Origin of the sequence: Acidovorax sp. K2F (assembly GCF_025246485.1) — a bacterium.
Taxonomy (GTDB): Bacteria; Pseudomonadota; Gammaproteobacteria; order Burkholderiales; family Burkholderiaceae_C; genus Acidovorax; species Acidovorax delafieldii.
The window spans coordinates 130384-145539 of sequence record NZ_JAOBSQ010000030.1; the positions used below are offsets into that span (position 1 = coordinate 130384).

Genomic DNA, 15156 nt, shown 5'->3' on the forward strand with positions numbered 1-15156 from the left:
GGACTGCCATGCAACTCGCTGAAATCTCCATCCGCCGGCCGGTATTTGCCACCGTGCTGTCACTGCTGGTGCTGTTGATTGGCGCGGTGAGCTTCACGCGCCTGTCGGTGCGCGAATACCCCAAGATCGACGAACCCGTGGTCACCGTCAGCGTGCGGTATGCGGGCGCGTCGGCCGAGGTCATCGAATCGCAGGTGACCAAGCCGCTCGAAGACTCCATCGCCGGTATCGACGCCGTGGATGTGATCACCTCCATCAGCCGGGCCGAGCAAAGCCAGATCAGCGTGCGCTTTCGCCTGGAGAAGGACGCTGACAACGCCGCCGCTGAAGTGCGCGACCGCACCGCCCGTGTGCGCAACCGCCTGCCGCTCGCGGTGGATGAGCCCGTGATTGCCAAGGTAGAGGCCGATGCATCGCCCGTGCTGTGGCTCGCCTTCAGCAGCGATACACGCAGCCCGCTGGAGATCAATGACCTGATCAACCGCATCGTCAAGCCCCGGTTGCAGACGGTGACCGGTGTGGCGGATGTGCCGATTTATGGCGAGCGCAAATACGCCATGCGCGTGTGGCTGGACCCCGAGCGCATGGCCGGCTATCGCTTGACCACGCAGGACGTGGAAGATGCCATCCGCCGCAACAACCTGGAACTGCCGGCAGGCCGCATTGAATCGCAGCAGCGCGAGTTCAGCGTGACGTCCCAGACCGACCTGAAAACCCCGGCGCAGTTTTCCGACATCGTGATCCGCACGGTCAACGGGTTTTCAGTGCGCGTGCGTGATGTGGCCCGGGTTGAAGAAGGCCCTGCCAGCGACCGCAGCCGCGTGCGGCTCAATGGCCGCGATGCGATCTCGGTGGGTGTGATCCGCCAGGCCACGGCCAACCCGCTGGAGCTGTCCAAAGGCGTGCGCGCCATGATCCCCTTGCTCAAGGCCGACCTGCCGCCAGACATCGGCATCGACATTGCCAACGACAACTCGCTGTTCATCGACCGCTCCATCAAGAGCGTGTACTCCACCATCATCGAGGCCGTGGTGCTGGTCGCCCTGGTGATCTTTGTGTTCTTGCGCACGTTCCGTGCGTCCATCATTCCCATCATCACCATCCCGGTCAGCCTGGTGGGCAGTTTTGCGCTGATGTCGCTGGCCGGCTTTTCGATCAACACGCTCACGCTGCTGGCGCTGGTGCTGGCCATTGGCCTGGTGGTGGACGACGCCATCGTGATGCTGGAGAACATCTACCGCCACATCGAAGAGGGGCTCGACCCGTTTTCTGCAGCCATCAAGGGCGCACGCGAAATCGGCTTTGCCATCGTTGCCATGACGCTCACGCTGGTGGCGGTGTATGCGCCACTCGCATTCACACCCGGCCGCACGGGGCGCTTGTTCGTGGAGTTTGCGCTGGCGCTGGCCGGGGCCGTGGTGGTGTCGGGCTTTGTGGCGTTGACGCTCTCGCCCATGATGTGTTCGCTGCTGCTCAAGCACAACCCGAATCCCAATTGGTTTGACCGCTCCATGGAGCGTTGGCTCACCGCACTCTCGGATGCCTATGGCCGCCTGCTGCGCTGGATCGTCACGGCCCGCTGGGGTGGTGCGGGCGCGGGGCGCAGTGGCGTGCGGGGTGCGCTGTTCCAGGCCCGCTGGATCGTGCTGGGCGTTATGGCCCTGAGCGGCGCGGCGCTGGTGCTGGTGTTCCCCAGCATGCGGCAGGAGCTGTCGCCGCTGGAAGACCGGGGCACCATTTTGGCCAGTGTGACCGCGCCCGACGGTGCCACGCTGGACTACACCAACCGCTATGCACTGGAGCTGGAAAAGATCGGCAACACCTACCCCGAATTCGACCGCGTGTTCGCCAACATCGGCAACCCCACGGTGGCGCAAGGCAGCGTGATCTACCGTACCGTCGACTGGGAAAAGCGCGACCGCACCACGCTGGCCCTGGCCAAGGAGCTGCAGCCCAAGGTGGCGGGCCTGCCCGGCGTGAATGCCTTCCTGATCACGCCGCCATCGTTGGGCCAGGGCTTTCGCTCGCGGCCACTCACCTACGTGATCCAGACCTCGGACAGCTACGAAAACCTGAGCAAGGTGGTGGCTGCCTTCATGGCCGAGATTGCGCAGAACCCCGGCATCGTGTCCCCTGACGTGGACCTGCGCCTGAACAAGCCAGAGCTGCGCATCGAGGTCAACCGTGAACGCGCCGCCGACCTGGGCGTGAGCGTGGAAGTGGTGGCCAAGGCCATCGAGACTATGCTGGGCGGCCGCACCGTCACACGTTACAAACGCGATGCCGAGCAGTACGACGTGATCGTGCAGACCGAGCCGCGGGGCCGCACCACGCCCGAGAACATCGACACCATCTATGTGCGCGGCCGCAACGACGCGATGATTCCGCTGACCAGTCTGGTCAACGTGCGCGAAAGCGTGAGCCCGCGCGAGCTGAACCACTTTGGCCAGCGCCGCTCGGCCACCATCACGGCCAACCTGTCGTCCGACTACTCGCTGGGCCAGGCCATCACCTTCATGAACGAGACGGCGGCCAAGGTGCTCAAGCCCGGCTACACCACCGACCTGAACGACACCTCGCGCGAGTTCAAGAACTCGCAAGGCGCGCTGGGCGTGGTGTTTGTGCTGGCGCTGGTGTTCATCTTCCTGGTGCTTGCCGCGCAGTTTGAGAGCTTCATTGACCCGCTGGTCATCATGGTGTCGGTGCCGCTGTCGATGATTGGCGCGCTGCTGGCGCTCAAATGGAGCGGCGGCTCGCTCAACGTGTATTCGCAGATCGGGCTGATCACGCTCGTGGGGCTGATCACCAAACACGGCATCCTGATCGTGGAGTTCACCAACCAGCTGCGCGAAGAGGGCATGGAGATGGTGGACGCGCTGGTCAAGGCCTCGGCCCAGCGACTGCGCCCCATCCTGATGACCACGGGGGCCATGGTGCTGGGCGCCATTCCCCTGGCTTTGGCCACGGGCGCTGGCGCCGAAACGCGCACCCAGATCGGCTGGGTGATTGTGGGTGGCATGTCGCTGGGTACGCTGCTCACCATTTTTGTGGTGCCCACCATGTACACGCTGTTTGCCCGCAAGGCGGTGCCGGGGGCCAACACAGCGGTGGCCGTGGATCAGCCAGCCCACCCGCTGCACCCGCACGACTATGTGGCCAAGTAGCCTTCAGTGGGAGTGCAAAGCGAGCTGCCAAAACAGCAAAAGCAAAGCAAGACTAGAAAGGGCCCGGCAGGGCCCTTTCTGCTTTCTGTTGTGCAGTGCCAGCGTGAGGACGGTCTGGGTCCAGCGGGTTGCAGTGCGGGTGGCTTAGACCAGCACCGCCTGCACCGCGTCTTGCAATTCCTGGCCGCTCTGCGGGCGCACCAGGCGCGCCACTTCCTTGCCGTCCTTCATAAAGACCAGTGTCGGCCACAGCTTCACGCCGAACGTGCGGCCCAGGTGCTGGCCAGGGCCGTCTTCCACCTTGACGTGGGCAATGTCCGCGTGGTCCTTCAGGGCGGCTTCGATCAATGGCTGGGCGCGCTGGCAGTGGCCGCACCAGGGGGTACCGAACTCGACCACCGTGGCGCCGGGCAGGCGGTCCACATCGTCTCGGGATGGGGGTTGTGCAAGGTGTTGGGCGGCGTAGGGCATGGCGCGATTCGTTGTCTGGGATTGTTGTGGAAGGCGGTTTTCAGGTTAATCCGGCGGCAGATGACATGCACCGGCCTGCTGCGCATTACCGTGTCAGATCACGCCCTCAAACACCATCACGTCCACGGCGTCGCCTACCGCCACATTGCCCTGCCCGTGGTGCAACACGATGAGCCCGTTGGCCTGCACCATGGAGCTGAGCACGCCCGAGCCCTGGTTGCCGGTGGTGCGCACCTGCAGCGTGCCGTCGGCGGCGGTGGTGACCAGGCCACGCTGGTATTCGGTGCGGCCGGGCTTCTTGCGCATGGGCTCGGTGCTGATGGCGCGCAGCAGCGGGGGCGCCGCGCGGGTGCTGCCCATCATGCGCAGCAGGGCGGGGCGCACAAAGGCGAGAAAGGTCACCATCACCGCCACGGGGTTGCCGGGCAGCCCGAAGAGCACTGCGCCACCGGGGGCTGTATTGATATCAGTATTGATATCATTTTGATAGCTGTCAGCGCTTGATGCACTAGCGCTTGAGGCCGAAACGGCTTGATTTTCTGCGTTACCGATGCGCCCCACGGCCATGGGGCGGCCGGGGCGCATGGCGATGCGCCAGAAGGCCACGTCGCCCAGCTTTTTCATCATGGTGCGGGTGTGGTCGGCCTCGCCCACACTCACGCCGCCGCTGGTGATGATGGCGTCGGCCTGCTGCGCCGCCTGGCGGAAGGCGGCTTCGAGCAGTGCAGGCTCGTCACGCACCACGCCCAGGTCAATCACCTCCACCCCCATGCGCGTGAGCAGGCCGAACACGGTGTAGCGGTTGCTGTCATACACGGCGCCTTCGCGGGGAGCCTCGCCCAGGCTCAGGATCTCATCGCCGGTGGAGAAGTACGCCACCCGCAGTCGGCGGTACACCGTGACGGTGGGCAGGCCCAGGCTGGCCACCAGGCCCAGGGCGGCGGGCGTCAGCAGCTCGCCACGGGCCAGGGCCACGCGGCCTTCCATGATGTCTTCGCCCTTGAAGCGGCGGTTGTCTCCGGCGCGCAGCACATCGGCTGCGATGGTTAAGTGGCCGTCGGCAGCGGTGGTGGTGAACTCCTGCGGCACCACGGTGTCCAGCCCGGCGGGCATGATGGCGCCGGTCATGATCTTCACGCATTCGCCTGCGGCCACCGTGCCTGCCCAGGCCTTGCCCGCCAGGGCGGTGCCCACCACGCGCAGGGTGAGCGGCTGCCCAGCCACCAGTTGCGCGCCCGCAAAAGCGTAGCCGTCCATGGCCGAGTTGTCGTGGGGCGGCACGCTGACGGGCGAGATCACATCCTGCGCCAGCACGCGGCCCAGCGCGCTGAACAGCGGCAGCACTTCGGTGGCGACAACGGGCTCAACCAGCCGGTCCAGAAACTGGTTCACGTCGGCGGCGCTCAGGGCCTGCGGGTCGTAGCCTTGCAGCTCGGCGGCTATCTGGGCAATGGTTTTCATGGGTGGGATTCGCTTGAAGTCAGTGGGAGAGCAGCCGCACCATGTGCAGCTTATCGTAGCCCACGCCATCCACCACGATGGCGTTGGGCAGCAGGCCCCAGGGGCGGAACCCGGCCTGCTCATACAGGCGCACCACGTGCTGGTTGGACGCGGTGACGGTGAGCACCAGTTGGGTCAGCCCCGGCACCTGGCTGGCGGCCTGCACGCAGGCATCCACCAGCATCCGGCCAACGCCCCGGCGCTGCGCAGCAGGCGACACCATCATGCCCACTACCACCGCGCAGTGGCGCTGTTTGGTGCGTTGCTCGCGCTCGCAGCCCAGGCAGCCAAGCAGCTGGCCCGCCGTGTCGAAGGCGCCCAGGAAAAACTGGCCGGACGCCAGCGCGCCAAACCGCGCCACGTACTCGCTGGCATCGCGGCCCACGGAAGATTCGTAGTCCGAGGTGAAGGCATCCGGCGCTGTGCGCAGTGCCTCGTCCCGCAAAGCCTTGTAGGCCAATGCGTCTGTGGCGACCAGGGGGCGGATCTGCACCGCGCCAGCGTCCACCGGGGGGCGACTGTTCATTGGGGTTGGCGCGCGGGTCAGGCCTGGGGCGCGCTGCTGTTTTCCAGCGCGTGCAGCTCGGCCAGCGTGTTGGCATTGAAAAAGGCCTGGGGGTCATCGCCCGGCTGGTCGAACGGCACGATGGCGCAGCGGTGCTGGCCGGTCCACGCGTCGATCTTGCGGCCACCGGCCTGGGTGAAGGCGACCAGGCTTTCCAGCAGGTCCACGCGCAGCAGGCAGAACACCGGCTGCGGGCGCACGGTGATCTGGCCCTTGCCGTCGTCTTCCGGGGCTGCGGCCATGGCAATGTCGGCGCCCTCGGCGTCTGCCGCTGCCGCCAGGCGCTGGGCGAGGTCCAGCGGAAACAGCGGCGTGTCGCAGGGCACCGTGAGCAGCCAGGGGGTTTCGCAGCGCTCCAGCCCGATCAGAAAGCCTGCCAGGGGCCCCGCGTAGTCGCTCAGCACGTCAGGCCACACCGGCGTGCCAAACGCCTCGTAGGCCGCCAGATTGCGGTTGGCATTGACCATGGTGGCGCCGGTCTGCATCTGTAGCCGCATCAGCGTGTGCAAGGCCAGCGGCAGGCCGCGAAAGTTCTGCAGGCCTTTGTCCACCCCGCCCATGCGGGAGCCGCGGCCCCCTGCGAGGACCAGGCCGGTAATGTCTTGCTGATTGATCAATTGAAATCCTGTGGGCAATGGGTCGTGTGCTGGATAGCCGGCGCTGTGCATGAGCGCAACGCTTTTTCTACAGAGCTGCTAGTGTGCTGTCCCGCAAATAGCTGCACGAAATGAAATCGATGGCATCGCGCCCAGGGCAAGGCGCAAACCGCAGTGATAGCCGTAGCTATCGCGAGGATTTGCAACGCAGCCTTGGGGGTGAGGACGCGATTTCATGTGCAGTTATTTGCGGGACAGCACACTAGCCCCCGATGTAGCTCATCTCAACGCGGCGAGCACCCTGGCCGGTGTCAGCGGGCAGGCTGCTGCGCAACTCGGAGTAGCGGTCGTTGCGCTGCTGCCAGATGGGGGCGATGGCCGAGGCAATCTCTGCATCGCTCGCGCCCCCGCGCAGCAGGCTGCGCAGGTCGTAGCCCTGGCTAGCAAACAGGCACAGGTAGAGCTTGCCTTCGGTGGACAGCCGCGCGCGGTTGCAGTCGTGGCAGAAGGCCTGGGTCACGCTGCTGATCACGCCGACCTCGCCCAGGCTGGGGTCGTGCTGGCCCGCTGCGTTGGCATAACCCCAGCGCTCGGCGGTTTCGCCGGGGCTGCTGGGGTCCAGCTGCACCAGCGGCAGCTCGGCGCGCAGGCGTTCGATGAGTTCGGCAGAGGGCAGCACCTCGTCCATGCGCCAGCCGTTGGTGGCACCCACGTCCATGTATTCGATGAAGCGCAGCGTGGTGCCGGTGCCCCGAAAGTGCCGCGCCATGGGCAAGATCTCGTGGTCGTTGGTGCCGCGCTTGACCACCATGTTGACCTTGATGTGCGACAGCCCCGCCGCATGCGCAGCCTCGATGCCGGCCAGCACATCGGCCACCGGAAAGTCCACATCGTTCATGCGGCGAAAGATCGTGTCGTCCAGGCCGTCCAGGCTCACGGTCACGCGGTTCAGGCCGGCGTCTTTCAGTGCCTGAGCCTTGCGCGCGAGCAGTGACCCGTTGGTGGTGAGCGTGAGGTCGGGCGCCACGCCATCCACGGTGCGCAACTGGGCCAGTTGCGCCACCAGGTCTTCGAGGTTCTTGCGCAGCAGGGGCTCGCCGCCCGTCAGGCGGATCTTGCGCACGCCATGCGCCAGAAACAGCTGCGCCAGCCGCGTGATTTCTTCAAAGCTCAGCAGCGCCCCGTGCGGCAGGTAGGGGTAGTCCTTGTCGAACACTTCCTTGGGCATGCAGTAGTTGCAGCGGAAGTTGCAGCGGTCCGTCACGCTGATGCGCAGGTCGCGCAGCGGGCGGCCCCGCGTGTCGGTGAGTTGGCCCGTGGGGTTCAGCAGCCGCGCTGGTACCGTGGCTGCCAGCGCGGCCAGGCGCTCATCGACCAGCGGAATCACGCGTTCAGACATGGGTGGGCTCGTTCAGCAAGACGGGAGGGCACATGCCCCGCATTTTCTCACTCCAGCCAGCGCACGTTCTGCAGGATCTCGTCGAAGAAGCTGCGCAGCATCAAGGTGCTCATGCTGAAAGGGTCGAAATCCGGGGTGCTGGAGTATTTGAGGAACAGCTGCCGGTTGGCGTCCAACGAGCCCAGAAGCCCCATGGACCAGCTGGTAAACCGGCGGTGAGGGATCTCGCCAAAGTCCAGCACGGCCGTGTCTTTGTGGCGCGTGTCCTTGAGCAGGCGGTGGTACAGCGCGTTGACCGCAGCGCGGTCGCCTTCGAGCTGCTGCAGGAAGATGCCGTTGTTCAGGCACAGCGCGCCGGTGATGCCCGCGCGGGCATTGTTGCGCTGCGACGCGCCCAAGATGTCCTTGATGTCCGCAGGGCCGAGCACACGGGAGGTGCGGCTGGCGTAGGTCAGTTGTATCAACATGTGTGTCTCCTGAACGGCGCAGTGTGTCAGGTTTGTTGCGCATCAGTGGGCTCGCCCGCCAATGACCCTGAAGATGGGTTCTGTGTCTCCGCAGGTGTGGGACCCGCGGATGGGGGATGTTTGATCTGGCGCAGGGCGTCGAAATGCTGCGTTGCAACAATGCGGGCATCCGATTTCAGGGGGTTCCCATGCCAGTTCGCGAGCTATTGAACAGGTTCTCCGCCGACGCCATGCCATGCCAGCGCCGTGTGGCGGTGCAATGGGTGGCGGCGGGCATCCTGCTGCCCACCTGGGCGAGTGTGGCCGTTGGGGCCCAGGCACAGATGGGGTTGTCCGGCGCCATCAACTATGCGGGCTGGTTTCGTGCGTTGTCGCAACGCATGGCCAAGGCCTATTGCCAGCAGTACCTGCAGGTGCTGCCCGGCGCGGCGGTGGATGTGATGGGGCTGGCCCGCAAGATGGCGCAGTCGGGCAGCAACGAGCTGGCCCGGGGCATGCAGACCGGGCGCTGGCCCGCCGATGTGGGGCGCCAGTTGGAAGAAGTGCAAAAGCAGTTTGCGCTGCTCAACCAGCTGACTGCAGCGCCGGCCACCCAGACCGCCCTGGTCGTTACGGCCTCCGAGCAGGCTGACCGCACGCTGTTGGTGGCCCAGGCTGTGACCGAGGCCATCGAGAAGATGGCGCAGGCGCCCAGCGCCCGCTTGGTCAACCTGGCGGGCCGCCAGCGCATGCTGTCGCAGCGCCTGGCCAAGAACTATTTTCTGAATGCGGCCAAGGTGGAGTCGAAGGTGGTGCAGGCGCAACTGGTGGCCGATGCGGCCGACTTCCGGCAGGCGCTGCAGACGCTCAAGGCGGCCCCCGTGTCCACGCCCGCCATCCGCAGCGAGCTGGAGCTGGCCGACTCGCAGTGGCTGTTCTTCGACTCGGCCCTGCGCCGCCCGGCCGATGACGCAGGGCTCAGTGCCGTGGCGACCACCAGCGAACGCCTGCTGGGCGTGATGGACAAGCTCACCAGCCTCTACGAGGCCGCTCTGCGCGAGGTGCTGGGCTGAGCCGCACCGCACGGCTGGGCGCATCCGGTCAGTGGCCGCCACAGGCGGCAGGCAGCGTGAATTCCGCCAAATGGCAATCGCGCCCCACCAGCACCAGCCGTGTATCCAGCGCGTCGAAAAATCCTGGCGGCGGTGGCAGCGGCAAGTGCTGCGCGCGCTTGTGCGCGTCGATGCGGACCGCTGCCAGCTCATAGTCGCGGGCCAGAGCCATCCACAGGCCGTGCGCGCCGGCAGACTGGCGTGCGCCGGTCATGAGGCTGCGGCCAGAGTCCAGCCACCAGCGGTAGATGGCGGTGGCAATGCCCATGCGCCGGTAGCCTTGCGCTACCTTGGTGTGGGGTGCGCGCAGGTGGCGGTCAGTGCGTCGGTCCACCTCCACCAGCCGGTTGAACACGGTGTAGGCCACGATGCGGTTGCGCAGCGGGTCGATGGCGTACACAAAATATTCGCCATCGGCCTCGCGCAGGCGGAACACCAGCCCGCGCAGATGCAGGGGCAGCGGCTGCATCGCATCGCGCGTGCGGTGGTTGGTGCGAATGCGGTCGTACAGCGCATCGAACTCGCGCTGGATGTCGCGGCCCGACAGGTCCACGTCGATGCGCAGTTCGGTCAGCCACTGGGCCCAGCGGCCCCGCAGGCCGGGGCTGGTCGATGCCTTGGTGGTTCCGGTGGTGGTGGCATGGCCAGGCAGGTGCAGGCAAAGTGCGCTGGCCATCATGGCGTGCTCCCCGTGCCCCCGGTCCAGCAGCCGCTCAGCAGGCGTGCTGGTTGTTCGCGGGCGCACACCTGGGCGCTGTGGGGCCAGTCGGGCAAGGGCACGTCCAGGCCCGCATACACGCCGTAGGCGTCGCCTGCGGCAATCGTTTCACCCGCCCAGAGGCTCTCGCCCGCACGGATGGCCCCGCCGGTGTGGATGTGACCACCGGCCCGCACACCCCAGCCCACGTGCAGGTGGCCCTTGCAGTCAACATCGCCCATGGCCCACACGCCCCGGGCGGCCTGCACGGCGGCATCGGCTTGCAGATGCCCGCCCACCTTGATGCCGCCGTCGCAGCCCAGGTCGCCCACCACCCGCAGATCCTGGGCCACCCGGCAGTGGCCACTGACGTGGGCGGCGGCGCCGCAGTCCAGCTCACCGCCCACACGCAGGCTGCCTGTGCACTGCAGCCGCTGCGCCACCGTGAGGGACCAGCCCACGCGCGCATCGCCGTGCAGCCGCGCGCTGCCCTCGCAGCGCACCGCGCCCGCCACGCGCAGGTCTTCGCCCACGCGCAGCGCACCGCCCACCCGCAGGCCGCCCAGCACGCTCAGGCTGCGGCCGGTGCGCAGCACACCCTCCACGTCGGCATGGCCCCGGCAGCGCACGCTGCCCGCAAACACCAGCGCGTCTGCCTCCAGGTGGTCCACCTCCAGCACATCGTTGGTGGGGCCGAACTGGTCCAGCATCCAGCACGCGTCTTCCACGCGGCCTTCGCGCACCAGGTCGTCCAGCAGCGCCTGGTAGTTGCTGGCGCCCTCCTGGCGGCGCAGGTACCAGCGGTAACCGTCGGCACAAGGCCGCTTGGCGCGGATGAAGTGGCGGGTGATGTCGGTGGCGGCAGACGTGTTGGCGATGGCCTCATCGGCGGGCAGGCTGTGCGCAAGGGCGCACGGGGCGAGCGAAATCTCGCCCGAAGGGAACGGGGGCATAGACACTCCTGACGTCCGCGCCCCAGCGGTTGCCAAGGCGCAAGCTGGCGCTGGGCGTGGGGCCCGGCGACAAGAGGTGCGCGAAAAGAATGCGGGGGGAGGGGGTGTCGCCGGGCTCAGGAATCTGCAGCGAGGGTGCAGAGAGCGCGGTCACCGGCCTGGAGCGTGGCCTGCGAGCGCGCGGCACGGCGCAGCGGCGCGGTCGCGCTGGCAGCTGTGGCGGGAGAGTGGCTCGCAAACATCGGCGGCACTATAGGCAGCAGGGCCCGCACCGTCAAATCAATCCGCACTGCCCTAGTGCGGATTGGGCCGCTCTAAAAGGGGCGTGGTGGCTGCTTCAGAGCATGCCGCGACGCCTGTTTGTTTGCTTGCTGACTTAAACGCAGCGCCCGCCATCCACCTCGATGCACACGCCGCTGATGAACGAAGCCTCTTCGCTCGCCAGGTACAGCGCGGCGTTGGCCACGTCCAGCGCGGTGGAGAAGCGGCCCAGCGGAATGGTGGCCAGGAACTTGGCGCGGCGCGCATCGTCTACCGGGCCGCCCGCAAACTCGGCGGCCAGGCCGGTGTCGGGGTTGAACACGGGGTTGATGCAGTTCACGCGGATGTTGTCCGGGCCCAGCTCGGCCGCCATGGACTTGCTGGTGATGATGACGGCGCCCTTGGAGCCGTTGTACCAAGTCAAGCCTGGGCGCGGACGCAGCCCGGCGGTGGAGGCGATGTTGATGATGCTGCCACCACCGGCTTGGCGCAATGCAGGCACGGCGTGGATGGCCGACAGGTAGATGCTCTTCATGTTGATGGCATAGACCTTGTCGAACTCGTCCTCGCTCACTTCGAGCATGGGGCGGTTGCGGTGCGTCCAGCCTGCGTTGTTCACCACCACGTCCAGGCGGCCGTACAGGCGCACGGCTTCGTCGACCATCGCCTTCACTTCGGCGGATTTCGTCACGTCGGCCTTGAAGAACGCGGCGGTGCCGCCGGCGGCCGTGATCTCGGCCACCACACGCTGGCCTCCCACCTCGTTGATGTCGTTGACGATGACCTTGCCGCCTTCAGCGGCCAGGCGCTTGGCGATGCCTTCGCCAATGCCGTTGCCAGCGCCGGTGACGATGATGGATTTGTTCTGCACACGCATGGGTGTCTCCGATGGGTTGTGGTGATATATCAAAATTGATAGCTACCAGCGCATATTCAGCTAGCGCTAGCGCCCGATGGGGCTGAAATTTCAGTGGCCGAAGCTGTATCGGCCGCAGGGGCTGCCGGGGCGGGTGCCTTGGGCTCCCGGCCGTAGAACTGGGGGAAGAATTCCTTCACGCCGTTGCCGTTGAAGTCCCACCCCGTGCACTGGCCCAGGTGGCGCGGCGGCTCGTCGGGGTGGCTGGCAGCAAACACGGCAGGCACCGACTGGAATGCTGCCGTGGCCAGATTGAACAGCAGCTCGCGCAGGTGCGTGCAGCTTTCCACGCCGCCCAGGTGCTTCTGGATGGCCTGGCGCCAGCCGCGTGCCATGCTGCAGCCCACCATGCGCTGCAGCGCGGCCTGGGCCTCGGTGCAGCCCTTGAGCGGGTGCGAATCCATGGACACATCCACCGCCTGCACCACCAGCTGGCGGTTGACGGTCACGCGCAGCCACATGTGGTGGATGGCCTCGCCCGCCAGGCGCGTGCGCGTCGGGTCGCGGTGCGAGGGGGCGTTGTAGGCCTTGCTGTCATGCAGCTCGCCTTCGATGTCCCACAGGCCATCGTCGCGTTCAAAGCCCTGGTAGTTCACCCGGCGGACATGCTTCAGGGTGCGGGGGGCGGGGGGGCTCAGGGGCATGGGGAAGAAAAATCGTCGTACAGAAGCAGCCGAGGTTAGCGGGGCCTGCCCATGCCGTCGTGCGCGGGCGGGACACCTTGTGGTGCTTCAACCGTACTTGATGGCAACGGTCTTCAAGGTGGTGAAGCCGTACAGCGCCTCAAAGCCCTTTTCGCGTCCATAGCCGCTGGATTTGACGCCGCCAAACGGCAGCTCCACACCGCCGGCCGCGCCGTAGTTGTTGATGAACACCTGGCCGCTGTGCACACGCTTGGCCATGCGGAACTGGCGCGCACCATCGCGCGTCCAGATGCCGGCCACCAGGCCGAATTGCGTGGCGTTGGCCAGCTCGACCGCGTGGTCCTCGTCCTGGAAGGCCATGGCCGACAGCACGGGGCCGAAGACTTCTTCCTGCGCCAGGCGGTGGCCCACGGGCACATCGCGCAGCAGGGTGGGGGCCTGGTAGTAGCCAGTCTCGGGGGCTTCGTCCACCACCACGCCCTGGGCCACCATGGGGATGCCGGCCACTTGCGCGTCCGATAAAAAGTCCCACACGCGCTGCTGCTGCGTCTGGCGGATCAGCGGGCCCACATCCAGGTCCATGGCAGCGGGGCCGACGCGCAGCTTTTCAAACGCCTTGCCCAGGCGCTCCAGCAGGGGTTCATAAATCAGCGAGTCGATCAGCACGCGCGAGCCCGCCGAGCAGGTTTGCCCGGCGTTCTGCACGATGGCATTGATGACCACGGGGATGGCGGCGTCCAGGTCGGCGTCGGCAAAGATGATTTGCGGGCTCTTGCCGCCCAGCTCCAGCGTCACGGGGCAGTGGCGTTCGGCAGCCACCTGCTGGATGAGCGTGCCGATCTTGGGGCTGCCGGTGAAGCTGATGTGGTCGATGCCGGGGTGGCGCGCCAGCGCGTCGCCCACCTCGTGGCCGTAGCCGGTGACGATATTCAAAGCTCCGGCTGGGAACCCCACCTCGGCTGCCAGCTGCGCCACGCGGATCAGCGAGAGGCAGGCGTCTTCGGCCGGCTTGACCACGCACACATTGCCCGCCGCCAGTGCGCCGCCCACGCTGCGGCCAAAGATCTGCATGGGGTAGTTCCAGGGGATCACATGGCCCGTGACGCCGTGGGGCTCGCGCCAGGTCAGCACGCTGTAGCCGTCGGGGTAGGGGATGGTCTCGCCGTGGAACTTGTCGCACGCACCAGCGTAGAACTCGAAGTAGCGCGCCAGCGCGATCGCATCGGCGCGTGCCTGCTTGGTGGGCTTGCCGCAGTCGCGCTGCTCCAGCGCCGTCAGCTCGTCGGCATGCTCCAGGATCTTGGCCGAGAGCTTTTGGAGCAGGCGGCCGCGCTCCACCGGGGCCAGCTTCTGCCACACTGCGTGGTAGCACTGGCGGGCTGCATGCACCGCCGCGTCGATGTCGTCGGCGTTGCTGCGCTGGATCTCGTCGAAGGGCTGGCCGTCGGACGGGTCGATCACGGGGATCGTGCGGCCCGAAGACGAGGGCACCGAGGCGTTGGCGATGTAATTCAGTTGCATGGCCGTCATTTTGCCCGGAAATGAAATGTGTGCTTAGTATTTGTGTAAAAACACGCCGATGTGCTAGTGCAATATGCCTTGGTTGCTATCGATTTAATAGTAATCAGGCGCAGGCACCCCGCAGGCCGGCCAGGTCCAGAATCTCCACCTCGCCGCGCTGCACGCGCACCAGGTGGCGCGACTCCAGGTCCTTGAGGATCTGGTTGGTGGTCTGGCGCGAGATCGCCAGCATCAGCGACAGCTGCTCTTGCGAGATCTCGATCACGCGGCGCGACTGCCCCTCGGCCGTCCACTGGCCGTAGCCCTCGGCCATCATCACCAGGCGCCGCGCCAGGCGCTGCGGGGCGGGCAGCAGGGCCAGCTCTTCCATCGCAACAAAGGCCGAGCGCAGCTTGTCGGTCATCAACAAGGCCAGCGCATGCCAGTGCTGCGGGTGGGCCTGCAGCCAGTGCTGCAGCCGCTCGTGCGGGATGTGCACCAGGGTGGTGGGTTCGGTGGCCTGTGCATCGTGGGTGCGGGCCGAGTTGTCAAACACCGAAATCTCGCCAAACCAGTGCGGCGGCTCCAGGCGGATCAGCAGCGCTGCACGCGCCTCGTCGGCCCGCCCCCCGGTGCCCGAGATGCTGACCGCGCCGCGCACCACGGCATACAGGCCACAGGGCGCATCGCCGCGCCGGAACAGCACCTCGCCCGTGGGCAGATGGCGCAACTGCGCCATGGCAATCAGCGGCTGGGAAAAGTCGGGCGGCAGGTGGGCAAACCAGCGGCCAGACTGGAGGACAGGCAGGTAGGCGGAAGGGGTGGACATGGGATGCGATTGAACGGGGCAGGAGGGCGCGGCGGCTTTTTGTCGTCTGCACGACAGACGCTGGCGCGGCCTGAGAGCGAGTATTGATGCTGCGCAAAACACA

14 protein-coding genes are annotated in these 15156 nt (G+C 66.6%); 2 read left to right on the top strand and 12 right to left on the bottom strand.

Annotated features, from left to right (window positions below):
- Positions 1-8: 8 nt before the first annotated feature.
- Positions 9-3164, top strand: coding sequence for an efflux RND transporter permease subunit (locus N4G42_RS09760; protein ID WP_260666997.1), 3156 nt, complete (start codon positions 9-11; stop codon positions 3162-3164).
- A 144-nt stretch (positions 3165-3308) separates the two neighbouring features.
- Here N4G42_RS09760 and N4G42_RS09765 read toward each other — a convergent pair whose 3' ends face one another.
- The 6 genes from N4G42_RS09765 to N4G42_RS09790 all read right to left on the bottom strand — a co-directional run bounded on the left by N4G42_RS09765 (position 3309) and on the right by N4G42_RS09790 (position 8162).
- Positions 3309-3635: a thioredoxin family protein gene (locus N4G42_RS09765; RefSeq protein WP_260666998.1), complete on the bottom strand. Its 327-nt coding sequence runs from the start codon at positions 3633-3635 to the stop codon at positions 3309-3311.
- Positions 3636-3728: 93 nt separating this feature from the next.
- Positions 3729-5096 carry a molybdopterin molybdotransferase MoeA gene (locus N4G42_RS09770; RefSeq protein WP_260666999.1) on the bottom strand — a complete coding sequence of 456 codons (1368 nt, stop codon included), beginning with the start codon at positions 5094-5096 and terminating at the stop codon, positions 3729-3731.
- A gap of 19 nt (positions 5097-5115) precedes the next feature.
- Positions 5116-5661: a GNAT family N-acetyltransferase gene (locus N4G42_RS09775; protein WP_260667000.1), complete on the bottom strand. Its 546-nt coding sequence runs from the start codon at positions 5659-5661 to the stop codon at positions 5116-5118.
- Positions 5662-5678: 17 nt separating this feature from the next.
- Positions 5679-6317, bottom strand: coding sequence for a molybdenum cofactor guanylyltransferase MobA (mobA, locus tag N4G42_RS09780; protein WP_260667001.1), 639 nt, complete (start codon positions 6315-6317; stop codon positions 5679-5681).
- Between the two features lie 241 nt (positions 6318-6558).
- On the bottom strand, positions 6559-7695 hold the full coding sequence (gene moaA, locus N4G42_RS09785; protein WP_260667002.1) for a GTP 3',8-cyclase MoaA: 1137 nt from the start codon (positions 7693-7695) through the stop codon (positions 6559-6561).
- A gap of 47 nt (positions 7696-7742) precedes the next feature.
- Positions 7743-8162 carry a BLUF domain-containing protein gene (locus tag N4G42_RS09790; RefSeq protein WP_260667003.1) on the bottom strand — a complete coding sequence of 140 codons (420 nt, stop codon included), beginning with the start codon at positions 8160-8162 and terminating at the stop codon, positions 7743-7745.
- 188 nt (positions 8163-8350) lie between these two features.
- Between N4G42_RS09790 and N4G42_RS09795 the strand changes: the two genes are divergently transcribed.
- On the top strand, positions 8351-9214 hold the full coding sequence (locus N4G42_RS09795) for a type IV pili methyl-accepting chemotaxis transducer N-terminal domain-containing protein (protein WP_260667004.1): 864 nt from the start codon (positions 8351-8353) through the stop codon (positions 9212-9214).
- A gap of 28 nt (positions 9215-9242) precedes the next feature.
- Here N4G42_RS09795 and N4G42_RS09800 read toward each other — a convergent pair whose 3' ends face one another.
- The 6 genes from N4G42_RS09800 to N4G42_RS09825 form a co-directional block, all read right to left on the bottom strand.
- Positions 9243-9929 carry a hypothetical protein gene (locus tag N4G42_RS09800; RefSeq protein WP_260667005.1) on the bottom strand — a complete coding sequence of 229 codons (687 nt, stop codon included), beginning with the start codon at positions 9927-9929 and terminating at the stop codon, positions 9243-9245.
- Positions 9929-10903, bottom strand: a complete 975-nt coding sequence (locus tag N4G42_RS09805; RefSeq protein ID WP_260667006.1) for a hypothetical protein — start codon at positions 10901-10903, stop codon at positions 9929-9931. The genes N4G42_RS09800 and N4G42_RS09805 overlap by 1 nt, the downstream gene beginning before the upstream one ends.
- Positions 10904-11279: 376 nt before the next feature.
- A complete protein-coding gene (locus N4G42_RS09810) occupies positions 11280-12041 on the bottom strand; it encodes an SDR family oxidoreductase (RefSeq protein WP_056067300.1) in 762 nt (253 codons plus the stop codon).
- Between the two features lie 56 nt (positions 12042-12097).
- Positions 12098-12724 carry a DUF2889 domain-containing protein gene (locus tag N4G42_RS09815; RefSeq protein WP_260667007.1) on the bottom strand — a complete coding sequence of 209 codons (627 nt, stop codon included), beginning with the start codon at positions 12722-12724 and terminating at the stop codon, positions 12098-12100.
- 87 nt (positions 12725-12811) lie between these two features.
- Positions 12812-14245: an aldehyde dehydrogenase family protein gene (locus tag N4G42_RS09820; RefSeq protein ID WP_056067777.1), complete on the bottom strand. Its 1434-nt coding sequence runs from the start codon at positions 14243-14245 to the stop codon at positions 12812-12814.
- 103 nt (positions 14246-14348) lie between these two features.
- The gene (locus tag N4G42_RS09825; protein WP_056743535.1) at positions 14349-15053 is read right to left on the bottom strand and encodes a Crp/Fnr family transcriptional regulator; all 705 of its coding nucleotides are present in this window, start codon (positions 15051-15053) and stop codon (positions 14349-14351) included.
- Positions 15054-15156 lie beyond the last annotated feature (103 nt).